Origin of the sequence: Tengunoibacter tsumagoiensis, from assembly GCF_003967535.1 — a bacterium.
In the GTDB taxonomy this organism is placed as follows: Bacteria; Chloroflexota; Ktedonobacteria; order Ktedonobacterales; family Ktedonobacteraceae; genus Tengunoibacter; species Tengunoibacter tsumagoiensis.
Window position 1 is genome coordinate 3,945,318 of the sequence record NZ_BIFR01000001.1, and the last position, 12,823, is coordinate 3,958,140.

Below are 12,823 nucleotides of genomic sequence, written 5' to 3' on the forward strand. Positions count from 1 at the left end.
TTCGTCAGAATTATTCTCCCTTCCATGCACAGATAGAGTGCATAAGAGAACATTTATGCTATACTTGGTGCAGAGATAGACAGGACTCAACGGTTCAAGCCCCGTCCAGATCATGAGCATGGTAAGGAGAGCCGCATGGCTAGAGACTTTGGTGTTGCACAGATTCTTGATTACCTCACCCAGATGGATATTAAGGTCGCCCACGTGGATCGCACAAAAAACATTATTGAGCTAGCCTTTCATGGCGAGAGCGGCCAATGGCGTCTGGTTATCGGGACTCAGCAGAGTGGACCTGAACGCAAGCTCATGCTGATAGCTCCTCACATCGGAACTGTGACCAACAAAAAACGCCTGGAATGCCTGGAAGCATTAATGGCCGTCAATTATAGTATTGCCATTGGCAAGTTTGGCTTAGATTTGGAGGATGGCGAAGTTCGTCTCGAAGAAGCTGTTCCTCTGGCCGAACAGGGTATTAGCTTTGAGCAATTTCAACTGGTCTTTGGAGCTATTGTCCAGACGGCATCGATGTATCATAGCCTGCTTCCACGCATTATCTATGGACATCAATCAATTCAAGAAGCAATCCAGGGCTGTGAACACGATTTTTTTCAGCATGAACTGTCCGATTGGTCTTCTGCCTCCACCAATGAACCGCTTGCAAAATTGGGTCTCGCAGGAGATGAGGAGCCAGGTGGCCTGGATGTGCAGGAGATTCTCGCCGAAGTCCATCGCATTTTTGAGCAAAAGAAAGAGTAACCGCTTTTAAACAGGCGCAGGAAGAAGGCAGGTTTTGCACAAAAACCTGCCTTCTTCCTGCAATAACCATCACGCTCTTACGCCTAAACGGCTGTCACTGTTCCATCCGCATTCACTTTAATTGCTACTGAGGGCAATGGTCTCGTGGCAGGTCCCTGCAAGACTTTTCCGGCATTCATGGGATCAAAAACTGCACCATGAGCCGGGCAGACCAGGGTTCCAGTCCCCTTATCATAGCGCACCGCAACTCCTTCATGAGTACAGGCCATCTCATATGCAGCAAAATTCCCATTAGTAAGATGGATGAGCAAGCTATTCTTTTTATCCGCAGGGTTGACAAACGTCGTTGCTGTTGCTGTTGGTTGAGTGGATTGGCCAATCACCGTTCCTGTATGACCAGGAGCTGGCGCTGCCGTTGGTGGTGGATTTCCCGCAGGCGGTTGATTCCCCACTGGCGGCGGGTTCCCCGCGGGCGGTTGATTGCCAGCCGGAGGCGGGGGATTCTTCCCAGCCGGGGGTTGATTACCAGCTGGGGGTCTTTGTGCTATGCCCTGCCCATTCGAGTTCAGTGGCGTTACAGCCTGTTGTTTACCTGTCGATCCCATAAAATGGTTCAGGTTCAACGCCGCAACTCCAAGCCCGGCGGCAATAACGCCTCCACCAGCCAGTAGAGCAACTACACGGCGGCGGCTCGGCGATGACTTTGTAGGAGGTGGCATCTGTCTGGCTGAAGAGGGAAGAGGTCGCACCGGCTCACTTGTCCACTGAGCGGCTGCGAGCCCGCTGGCCTCCTTCGGAGCAGAAGCGCGAGCAGATGGAGAGGAATCGGCAGGGGCCAGACCAGGCTGTGACCACCATTCATATGCCTTCGCCAGATCAGCAGGCTGAGGCTCTTTTACTACAGCAGGCTCTGGAACAGTCTGCGGTTTCGCAGCCATTGAAGCAGCTCCAAGGGGCTTGACCAACCCCATCTGAGCGTTAGCCAGTTCCTGGGGAGGTAAAGGAATCAACGTTGGCGGAGCAGCGGGTACAGGAGGCTTCAGATGTGCAGAAGCAGGTAAACGCCCACTGGACGCCTTCAGAGAAAGATCGGTGAACCGCTCCCGGCTGCTATTAGCAGATGGAGAAGAAACAATCGGCAGTTTTCCCGTTACAATTGGTGGCATTAATTGCCAATTCCGCGTCACATAACCACTTTGCGGCGTCTCTTGCACAGTCTGGCTGACAGGCATATGGATAGGATCAACAAATGCCAATGAGCTACTGGCCCCTCTGGTGGCCTGCTGAAAGGCCACACCAAACGCTTCGACTTGCTGAAAACGGTGCAACGGATCTTTTATTAACGTCTGGTTGATCACAGACTCCAGAACCAGGGGGACGGTTGGAGACAGTGTATGCAACGGTGGAATGCTCTGCTTGAGGTGTTGTTCAGCCACCTCCAATGGATGTTGACCAGTAAAAGGGGGGCGTCCGCTTAATAGCTCATAGATGATACAACCAAGCGCATACATATCTGACCGTCGATCAATAGACTGCCCCTGCACCACCTCTGGCGCAATATATTCCGGAGCCGCCAGAAAAGTCCCGACGATACTTAACAGATGTGCATAAGGCTGATCAGCTGGCTCAATACCGCTGGCTTGAAGGATATGCATTAAACCAAAGCCCGCGACCTGGAGGATCCCCTCATTGCTCACCACGATATTTGCTGGCTTCAACGTCCCATGGATAAAGCCTTTACTATGGGCATAGGCCAGACCGGAAATAATCTGCTCGACAATCGGACCCAGTTCATCATACTCATAGCGCCCTTTCTGCTTCAATAGATCAGCCAGGGAGCCATTCATCATATAGGGAGTCACAAGATAGGGGAAGCCAGCATACTCTCCCACTTCATAGACAGGGAGAATATGGGGATGGTCCAGTTGGGTAACAGCCTGCGCCTCTTGATGAAAGCGAGCAAGAAAACGTTGCCGCGCATCAAGTGTATAGTGTTCTGGGAGGAGATAAAAAGTGAGTGCATCGCTGCGCTGAAGCGTTCGATGTCGAGCCAGGTAGATTGCATTTAAGCGACCACGGCCCAATAAACGCTCTAACTGATAGTTTCCCAGGCTCTGTCCGACAAGCTGATCCGCAGATAGTGTTGGCATACAACATCGCTCCCCAAATACAAACTACACACAGCCAACGACTGATTACTATCGATAGCAGCCAATCAACCGTCCCTGGATGATCTCTCCGACCAACTGGCTTCTGACAAAAGAAAAAACGCAGTCTGGCTGTTAAACAGACACTACGATGATGAGTTTACACACTGTATCAGATTACGTCAATGCAACAGGAGGGAAGTAGGACTTGTGCGTTATAGCGGGCCCTCAGCGGTCGGGGGAGAGAGGAACCCGACCGCCCAAGATGAGGGAGATACGAAGGGGGTTAGACGCGGCGGGGAACGCGTCACTGGAACTTTTGTTCCAACGAAAAAGAGGATACCATATGTCGCGAGGCCTGTCAAGCGGTAGAGAAGACGAAGATTCATTTTTCAGCCAAAGAGAGACAAAAGACCCTTTTTTCCTCCCGAAAGAGTCCTACTTCTGGGACTCATCTTTCCCTGGGATGATACAATGAGCAAAGGGTCATCAATCAAGCTCTGAGCGAGCGCATGCATAGAGCTCTCACCCCTTTCCACTTTGCTGCCTCCCAGGGGCAAAAAAGAACCAACCAGAACAGAACGAGATAGAACATAGGAGGAAGTAGCCATGGCAGACGTACAGCCATTGCGAGGATTGCGTTACGCACCAGAAAAGATCAAGGATCTTGCCAATGTGGTAACCCCTCCATTTGATGTGATTAGCCATGAGGCGCAGGATCGTTATTATGCGCGTCATCCCTATAATGTCATTCGACTGGAGCTTGGCCACCAGGGCACGAACGATACCTCGCTGAGTACGGTCTATTCGCGAGCTGCCGCAACCTTTGCCGAGTGGCGCGTTCAACAGGTGCTTCAGCAAGAGAACACGGCATGCTACTATCTTTACCAGCAAAGCTTTCTCTATCAGGGACAGAGCTATACACGAACAAGCCTACTGGCACGCGTTCGGCTGGAACCCTGGGAGAAACGCATTGTGCTGCCTCACGAGCACACACGCACCAAAGATAAAGAGGATCGCTTACAGTTGTTGCGCGCCTGTGCCACAAACTTTAGTCCGATTATGTGCATGTATGAAGATCCACAGGGGCGCATCCGCCGTCTCCTCAACACATATGCAGAGCAAGCCGAAGTACAGCTTACTGATGAGGTAGGAGAACAGCACCGCTTACATCCTATTACTGATGCACAACAGATTGCCGCTATCCAGGATTTCTTTCGAGAGCGCCAGATATATATTGCCGACGGACATCATCGCTATACAACTGCTCTCACTTATCGCGAAGAGATCCGAGAACAACGCAAGGAGCTTCATCCTCAGGACGCTGCTAACTTTGTCATGATGGCACTCATTGACCTCGATGATCCTGGCATGCTTGTCTTACCAACGCATCGCCTCCTGAATCATCTCAGTTCTGAACAGCTCGCTGTTCTTATACCTGAGCGATTAGGAGCCTATTTCACTGTTGAGCCAGCCTCCAGCACCGCAACTCAGGCAGAGCTCATCGCTCATCTGGCGCAACGCGGACAGGAACAGCCCACACTCATGGTACAGACGGAGGCACAGATGCTCTTCCTGCGCATCAATGAGGGTGGAAGACAAGAGATGGAACGGAGTGGACACGGCGAAGCCTGGAATGCTCTGGATGTCGCACAGGTACAACGATTGATACTCGAACGCCTGCTGGGGATTACTGCAGATCAGGTGGCGGCTGGTAACTATATACGCTATACTCACGAGACAGCTGAGGCCCTGCAAGCTATTGCACAGAAACAAGCTCAGGCTGTTATCTTACTCAACGGGCTTCCTTTTCGACAAGTGCGCGACGTGGCCCAGGCCGATGAAAGGATGCCTCAAAAATCAACTTACCTCTACCCAAAACTCATAAGCGGGTTGGTGATGAATCCATTATGGTGAGGAGCAGAAAATGATACTTATTGTCGGCGCTGGTCTGGCCGGTTTAACATGCGCCAAAATGCTTTCAGAAGCTGGTCGCCAGGTACTGGTTCTCGAGGCTGGGGATCAGATTGGTGGTCGTGTCCGCACAGATTATCATGAGGATGGCTATCGCTTAGATCGAGGCTTTCAGGTTCTCTTTACTTCCTATCCGGCAGCCGAACGCCATCTCGATTTTACGACGCTCAAACAACGCAAATTTGAACCCGGGGCACTTCTGGTGAAAGGCAAAAAGCGCTATGAGATTACTGATCCATTGCGCGAGCCAATGCACACAGTTAGAAGCCTCTTAAATCCCCTTGTCCCCACGCTCGATAAGATGCGTGTGCTGCGCTTACGTATGCAGGTTGCCCAACCATCAGTGGGTGAGATCTTTGCAGGTAAATTACAGGAAGATGGGCAGGATGAGTCAACTGAGGCTTATCTGCGCAACGCGGGCTTCTCTGATACCTTTCTAGATAATTTTGTTCGACCTTTTTATGGTGGAATCTTCCTGGATCGCTCACTTTCAACCAGTGCTCGGATGTTTCAATTTACCTTTAAAATGCTGGCACAGGGGGATATTATTATCCCTGCCGAAGGGATTCAACGCATCCCAGAGCAGCTCGCAGCCGCTTTACCCAAAGGGAGCGTACGCTGCAATGCACGTGTGAAAGAGCTCATTGTACAAGAGGGTCAGGTTAAAGGAGTTGTGCTGGTCAATGGAGAGACGCTTCAAGCCGAGCAGGTTGTGGTCGCCACTGCCAGTCCCATTGCAGAGCGCTTTGTACATACCCCTCTCCCGACACAGCCAGTTAGTGCAGTCTGTCTCTACTTCGCTGGCGATGAACGGCTCTACTCGCAGCGCAAGATTCTGTTGAATACCGATCCACAGGCGTATATCAACAACGCGGTTCTTCTCACAAATATCGCTCCTACCTATGCCCCACCGCGCAAACATCTTCTCTCTGTGACGGTCCTGGGGAATCCAGGCGAGGACGATGAAGAGATCGAACGACGCTGCCGCGAGGAGCTAACCGGCTGGTTCCCAGACAATGATCTCAGGCACTGGCAGCTTCTGGGACTCTATCGCATCCCCTTTGCTCAGTTTGCTCAGCTCCCTGGCACATTTGACCAGCTTCCCGGCAATACAACAACGATTGAAGGGCTTTACCTGGCAGGAGAGTATACTCAGTCAAGCAGTATCCAGGGTGCAATGCACAGCGGGGAACATGCAGCCAGGGCGATCCTGGAGACACCTGAGCGTTTAGAAAGCGAGCGCACAAAAGCTGCTCACTAAACCAGTTGCTTGTCTCCTTCCACATGTTCCGGTTTTGACTGGATCAGCACCTCTTTTTTCAACATTAGAGATAGAGGGGCGGGCTTTGGCAAAACCAGAAGAGGCGGAAGGAGCGTAGCTGGTCTGGTTGAATGAGCTTCCCAGGTTCATTTATGATTAACCTGGAGTTAGCGAGACAAGCAACCTCCCCAATTTGTGAGCCCTTCCAGAATCAGGCCCGGTCTTTAATCCGGTTGAAACATGTCAATGGGAAAGGCATTGAGCATTCCATGCCGCAATGATTCAACCATCAAGCGAAGAGGGCCTTGCTCAATAGAAATTCGGAAGAGGGCGCGTGGAAAAGGCTGCTCAAGTACAGAGATACCTGAGGCTGGATCTAACAGCGTCGCCACCGCCTGAAGCAGTGGAACCTCATCCTGACGACCCGCTTGTTTGAAAAGAGCCACCTGCCGAAGAAGGCGCTGCTGATAGAGTATACGCCATTTATCATCGACAAGCTCTTCAATGGCTTCTTTCACAATCTGTTCCAGTAAAGCACGCTGCTCGGCTTCACGTGCCTTGCTCTTGCGCCCTGTGCGGCCACGGCCAGAGCCCTCAGAAAGATCCTGTGCCGTCCAATAGCGACCAATATAGGGCTCTATCGCTTCCATAGGCTCAAAAAGCCAGGAGGCAAATTCTTTAATCTGATAGAGCTCGTCACCTCGTTGCCCAAGTGCATAGGTAGCCGGTGTGAGAGGGAGAGGATCTGCTATAATCCCGACCTCTGATTGCTCAACGGGGCGTATCTCAATCAGGGGTCGCCAGATGGAATAGGCGATCGGCAATTTAAAGCGCGAACGCTTATTGAGGGCGCGGGCCTCAATAATCAATGCTCGAGCATATTCAAACGGGACAGAAAAATTCGAAAAACCTTGCTCTTGCAGATCATCCACCAGCGACTTCCACTGCTCAGCATCCATCTCATCAACGCCGTAGCAATCTTTAATGCCTTTTTGATCCAGAGATAGTACGTTGACCCCTTTCACAAGGCCATCTGGACGTTGCCAGGAGAGCATAATGAGCTGAGCACCAGAGCCATCGATTGAGCTCACGCGTGCCTCATACGGCGGCAATGGCTGCGAACGTGCAGCTATCATCGCAGCATCCTCTACTCCCAGCATTGATTGCATCGTTAAACGTCCAAGCACTGCTCGCGAGAGCTGCTTGATCTGCCGGTTAGAGGTGGTCGTCATTAAGCGATTCAGAGCTGGCATGGTCTGATGAACTGCAATTGGTCCTAATTGCTCAAGAGACTCAATCACTGCCGTTACAATCTTGCCAGACTGGTTCTCCAGCAGTGGGATAAGCAGACTGGCAGCACGTGGATCATTACTATTGCCCAACCACCCAATAAAAGCGAAGCGCCGCTCCAGTGGCATTGAGACAACATCTTCTAGAATCGTCTCGATGCCCATTTCATCCTGATCAACCAGTTCTAGCAATCGCATCTGCATCTGGCGGATGGCTCCTGCTGGATCGTTTAAGTACTCAATGATGCCATCATCAGCCATCTCTGAGCCTAGCTCTTTGAGGATGGGCGCAAGGGAAAGCTTCGCGAGATCACTAATCGTTGGATCAGCCACAAAGTCTTCTAAGCCTTCCAGATCAAAGTCTGTGGCCAATTCCGTAAGAATGCGCAGTGCAGCCGCCTGAGCCATTGCATCGTTGCTTTGCAGAAGATGCAGAACCTTCTCACGAGCACTCTCCGCCCACTCTTCATCCAGGCGATCCATATAATGGGACATAGTTTCAGCGTCAATATCTTCGCGGCGGCTAACCGCCAGGAGAATACTATCAACGCTCTCTTGTGGAGGCCCCTTGCGTCCTCGTGGCATGAGCAGTCTCCTTGTACCTTCTGGGAGTAGTTGTATGCAGCCCTCATAGGCATACATCAGTGAAAGGCATTGTACCACGTTCACCTGTCAGAGTCGAGATCAGCATTAGAGACAAAAGCTATACTGATGAGGGGAAACGGCTTAAAAACGCCCTTCGTCTCCATACAGTCGAAGCGGTGGGATACAGGTCGAAAGAGCAGGAGCATTCAGGCTTCCTAATGCTTCTGTCAGCAGAGCCAGACTGATCAAGAAATCGTCATGTCCTTCCGAGGGATCCACATACATATCAAGTACATTGGGCGCTGGCAAGCGATAACGAGCACGTCGCAGTTGCTGCCAACATTCATTCGCGAGCTCAAAAGGGGCACTGGCCTGGAGATAGAGCTTCAAACGACCGCTATTAATGAGAGCAAGCAACTGGTAGGCCAGCCGAGATTTACTGGGGCGCGTAAAATGAAAGGTTGTGACCCGCTCTGCACTATAGCGATCCTCTAACAATGAGGCCAGCCCTGCTCCTAATCCGGTTCCATCAATAACGATTGCGCGTATATTCCATTGCTCAATGAGCATGCTAATGGCCGCATATTGCTCAAGATAGCGTGCTCCATGCCAGCGCTGCTGATAGACGACTTCAATCACCGGGAGATTAAGCTCATTGTAGCGTACCCGCCCGATACTCAGGACGGTCCAATCACGCTGTTTCGCTACTGGCAGGGCGATGCTCCCGGCGGCCCGCTCTTCTCCTGCAATATCTAATCCAGCCAGATAGCAGCCCCCCTCACCCGGAGCTCCTTCCCAGATATGACTTCCCTGCAATAACTTCTGCTGCATAGGAGTCAAAAAATAATCGGCTCCATTAATAGGACGCAAGTAATATTGAGTCTGAATGGCCTGATGCTCTTCACCCAGTCGCGCTATCTCCTGCTCCACGTAATGCCGGTAGGCACTATTCACAGCAGCCAGAATCCGCCAATCATATTCAAAATGAAGTTGTATACCAGTCCGCTGCTCAAACTCTCTATTCCTAGCCTGCTGCTGTGCAAGGAGCGTCCGGTCAGACCAGGCTGTACCATAAAGGACGGTCGTGGCATTTGTGGTCGAGGCCATCGGGCGAAAATCGCGATCAAACTTTTCTGCGCTCACATCTTGCGCCTCATCGATCTCTAATAAAAGACTCGCTGTTGCACCTACGACATTACTTTCTGGTGCCGCAGAGAAAAACATCACTCGTGGCCCAATCTGATTGCGCACCAGCAGCTGATCAGCGCGAGGAGCCAGTCCCACTATCTGGCCATAGCTCTGCCAGATCCGCTTTCGCGTGAGTGGAGTCTCCAGCAATGAGAGAAGGCGAAGTCTGCTATGCAGAATCTGCGGTCGAAACGTTGGGGCTGCTTTGACGATTACTCCCTCTGACTGATAAAACAGGAGATAGGCTTCGAGAACGGCTGATAACTGATTTTTGCCGGACTGACGAGCCATCATGACGGTGAAGATATGGCCCTGTTCTGTATAAATCGAGCGCACAATAGCTTCGGCGATAAGCTCTTGATAGGGATAAAGCGGCTTGCCTAATATTTGCTGTGCAAACTGCGCAACAGTGAGTGGAGGGCGTTGCATAGTCTATTTTCTCGGAGGAGATGAAGAGGGGAGAGAGAAGTAAAATAACGCTATTCTTCGTACAATTATCATTGTAACATACAATGAGCCTTGCTTCAAGGGGGCGAATAAAGAACTTTTAAAAGAACCTTTAGTAGTACGTCTCTGTACTCTCATTGGTGCAGTACGCCTCTGTACTCTTAGCAGGGATTAAAAGAGAACAGCAGGGGATTGGTAACGAGCAAGTTTTTCTAATAACACATCAAGATAAAATGGTTTGCCGATAAGATCGCTGGCACCGGAAACCATGCCCACTGAGGAGACCGTCACGTCATCGGAGATTGCAATAATGGGCAAGGCAGATAGAGTGGGATGGAGGCTTAAACGAGAGGCCAGTTCATATCCTGACACGTCTGGCATCATTAAATCAAGCAGAAGGAGCGATGGCAGAGATCGCATCTGGCCCTGTCTTCTGGAGCGCTCAATCTGTTCTAAAAAAGGATAGACCCTCCGACTTTCAAAGAGGCCCAGACCGGCATAGCCTTCGTTCTCCAATACCATCATAAGAACAGATAAAATGGCATGATCATCATCTACTACCAGAATATAGGGCTCATGGAAGGTAAATTGAGGGGTGCAATAAGCTCCTTCTGGTATAACCTCATTCGCGGGGTAATCAAAATATTTCATTATCCTCTCCCAATCAGCGTAGTCTCTCACCTGCTACCCTGACCTATTCTACCGCACATAACATCCACTTTTTTATTATAGGCCCAGATCAAAATATATTTCATCAAATTTCTGTTAAAATATGCGCTCCTTCTGGATTTTTCTTTTGAGGATCTATTCTCATGGCTATAATGCTCCACAACCCAGGCACATGAACAACAACCAGAAAAAGATTCCAGTACAACAACACAGTAGCATTGTCCCCCCGAGCCAGAAGAGATACTCCAACCGCCCCGGACGCAAGAGCCACCATCGTAACTGATCAAGCCAACGAGAAAAGACCAGACGTTTGCCAGATACCTGGAATTCAAAGAACGTGACACTCTGACGATCTTCATCGGAGATGGGCAAGCTCTGCCGCATCCACAATCCACGCTCAGACCGAGGCTGGAACGAAGAATGCAAGAGTGGGAGCGTGTCTATCAGGGCAAATCTTCTTTTCTTCTCTACCAATGCACTGGACACCTGTTCAGGATAGGTATCCACATCATCAATAGTCAGATCGGGGTGAGAGGCTGCCTCAGCAACAATTAAAGACAGCGAAGGGAGACTGCTCACCGCAGCAAAACCTGGCGATTCATAGTGCCAGGTTGCAGATTGGGGCCACGTTGGAATACGTGTTACATCCTCCTCTGCTTCGGGAAACAAGAAACGCGCAGAACGTGGTCGCACCCGCACAATGGCCGATGGATGAGCCGAAGCACGTGGCGGGATTGAAGAAGGCTTTACGAGAAACTGTTGAGAAGAATGATGCTTCCCAGAAGTACGTGATCGTTTCTTTACTGGAGTAGATGCCATACCAGTTCTCCTATCTCAGTTGGAACCTTTCTACAAGAAATCTTCAATAGAACCGCCTTCATTCAATTAAACGCAGCATTTTCTTGCTTTATCGGACCAGAAACCACCTGATTAAACACAAGAGATTTGACCTTTTTAACCAGATAAGAATGCGAATTTTTACTCACTAGCTGGAAATTTTTTCCGACCAGACAAGAAGAAAAGAACCTGTCTCCTGAGAAAGAAACCGGAGGAGAGCCCCCTTTGTGGATAGAGGCAGCATATATACCTATACCTCTATATTGGCACATATCTTGCACAATTAAAGAATAGGGGGTAGATGTCCGAAAAAATTTCGGGCGTGCGTTAGCACCAGGGATGGTCCAGTTGACTAACGCCAATATCTCCGGTTACCAAGTTGTGGAATGGGATTTGAGGTATAAGGAGTGTAGGATATGGTAGCCATTATCAAACAGGCGAGCACACAAAGAGAGACAGCACTTGACGTACAGCCGCCTTTGGCCTCAGGACAGGGCGAAGTGCAGCAAATACACAAGAATTCGACGGCTCGCCATAGAGCTGGAACAAGCAGAAAGGGAAAAGTAGCCAGTCGTAAAAAAGGTGAGAAGACCAGTGAACTTTCATCATGGAATGAGGACGAGACTTTTCCAGAAGGGTCCGAAAGCACCGAGCGACGCCAAAAAACAAGCTCGACAGACTTCCATGAAGATGATGAGTACCTGGAAGAAGAAGATCCCGATGAGAACGAGGTTGAGAATGCGATCCGACAATATCTAGCCGAAATTGGCCGCTATCCCTTGCTCAAAGCGGAGCAAGAGATGCAGTTGGCAAAGCGTATTATCGCTGGCGATCTCGAAGCCCAGCAACGGCTCGTAGAAGCCAATCTGCGTCTGGTCGTCAGCATCGCCAAACGCTATAATAATCATGGTGTCTCCCTCTTAGACCTTATTCAAGAGGGGAATCTCGGGCTCATTCGAGCGGCGCAAAAGTTCGATCCAGTACGAGGTTTTCGCTTTAGCACGTATGCGACCTGGTGGATTCGCCAGGCGATCAGCCGCGCAATTGCTGAACACACGCGCACGATCCATATCCCTGTTCATGTTGTCGAACTCATTTATAAGATGAAACGGGTTACACGCCAGCTTTATCAGGATCTCGGGCGCGATCCTTTTCCTGAAGAGATTGCGCGGGCTATCCACCTTAGCAAAGAACGCATCGTAGAGCTACAAAGTATGGCTGAAGCGCCTATCTCTCTCGATGCCCCTCTGATTGAGGATGAACAGTACCATCTCGCAGATATGCTTGAAGATACTCATGCTGCCGCCCCTGCTGATGTGGTCACCCATCAGGTACTACGCGATCAGATTGGCCGCGCCCTCGAGACTCTGAATCAACGCGAACGTCAGGTCATTGAATTACGCTACGGCCTTCATGATGGTTATTGCCATACACTTGAAGAATTGAGCGCTTACTTCAAGTTGACCCGAGAGCGTATTCGCCAGATTGAAGTAAAGGCACTGCGTACCCTTCGGCAACCTATTCAGGTTCATCTCCTGGATTTTGTCTGATGCGCTTCTCTGGAGAGTAACCCTGACAAACTATAATCTAATGGTTTTATGCAATGAATTGTGAACTACCACGAAGCTGAAGAACTTGCGGTTTTCTCGCCGCTGTCGTATGAATATGCT

General features: G+C 50.3%; 9 protein-coding genes. 4 read left to right on the plus strand and 5 right to left on the minus strand.

Annotated elements, in window-relative coordinates; translation table 11 throughout:
* Window positions 1–135 precede the first annotated feature (135 nt).
* Window positions 136–756, plus strand: a complete 621-nt coding sequence (locus tag EL628_RS15535; protein ID WP_126580838.1) for a YbjN domain-containing protein — start codon at window positions 136–138, stop codon at window positions 754–756.
* An 83-nt stretch (window positions 757–839) separates the two neighbouring features.
* On the opposite strand, the gene EL628_RS15540 is transcribed toward EL628_RS15535, so the two are convergent.
* A complete protein-coding gene (locus tag EL628_RS15540; protein ID WP_126580839.1) occupies window positions 840–2,906 on the minus strand; it encodes a protein kinase domain-containing protein in 2,067 nt (688 codons plus the stop codon).
* Window positions 2,907–3,512: 606 nt separating this feature from the next.
* Here EL628_RS15540 and EL628_RS15545 point away from each other — a divergent pair.
* Complete coding sequence (locus tag EL628_RS15545; RefSeq protein ID WP_126580840.1) at window positions 3,513–4,820, plus strand: DUF1015 domain-containing protein; 1,308 nt, start codon at window positions 3,513–3,515, stop codon at window positions 4,818–4,820.
* A gap of 10 nt (window positions 4,821–4,830) precedes the next feature.
* Window positions 4,831–6,138 (plus strand): NAD(P)/FAD-dependent oxidoreductase, encoded by a 1,308-nt coding sequence (locus EL628_RS15550; protein WP_126580841.1) that lies wholly within the window; start codon window positions 4,831–4,833, stop codon window positions 6,136–6,138.
* A 224-nt stretch (window positions 6,139–6,362) separates the two neighbouring features.
* Here the strand turns inward: EL628_RS15550 and EL628_RS15555 are convergent, their stop codons facing one another.
* The 4 genes from EL628_RS15555 to EL628_RS15570 all read right to left on the minus strand — a co-directional run bounded on the left by EL628_RS15555 (window position 6,363) and on the right by EL628_RS15570 (window position 11,135).
* A complete protein-coding gene (locus tag EL628_RS15555; RefSeq protein WP_126580842.1) occupies window positions 6,363–8,012 on the minus strand; it encodes a HEAT repeat domain-containing protein in 1,650 nt (549 codons plus the stop codon).
* Between the two features lie 141 nt (window positions 8,013–8,153).
* Window positions 8,154–9,629 (minus strand): phage terminase large subunit family protein, encoded by a 1,476-nt coding sequence (locus EL628_RS15560; RefSeq protein WP_126580843.1) that lies wholly within the window; start codon window positions 9,627–9,629, stop codon window positions 8,154–8,156.
* 189 nt (window positions 9,630–9,818) lie between these two features.
* Window positions 9,819–10,298, minus strand: a complete 480-nt coding sequence (locus EL628_RS15565; protein ID WP_126580844.1) for a response regulator — start codon at window positions 10,296–10,298, stop codon at window positions 9,819–9,821.
* 165 nt (window positions 10,299–10,463) lie between these two features.
* Window positions 10,464–11,135, minus strand: a complete 672-nt coding sequence (locus EL628_RS15570) for a hypothetical protein (protein ID WP_126580845.1) — start codon at window positions 11,133–11,135, stop codon at window positions 10,464–10,466.
* Window positions 11,136–11,569: 434 nt separating this feature from the next.
* On the opposite strand from EL628_RS15570, the gene EL628_RS15575 reads away from it, so the two are divergent.
* A complete protein-coding gene (locus EL628_RS15575; protein ID WP_245994113.1) occupies window positions 11,570–12,703 on the plus strand; it encodes a sigma-70 family RNA polymerase sigma factor in 1,134 nt (377 codons plus the stop codon).
* Window positions 12,704–12,823: the final 120 nt, after the last annotated feature.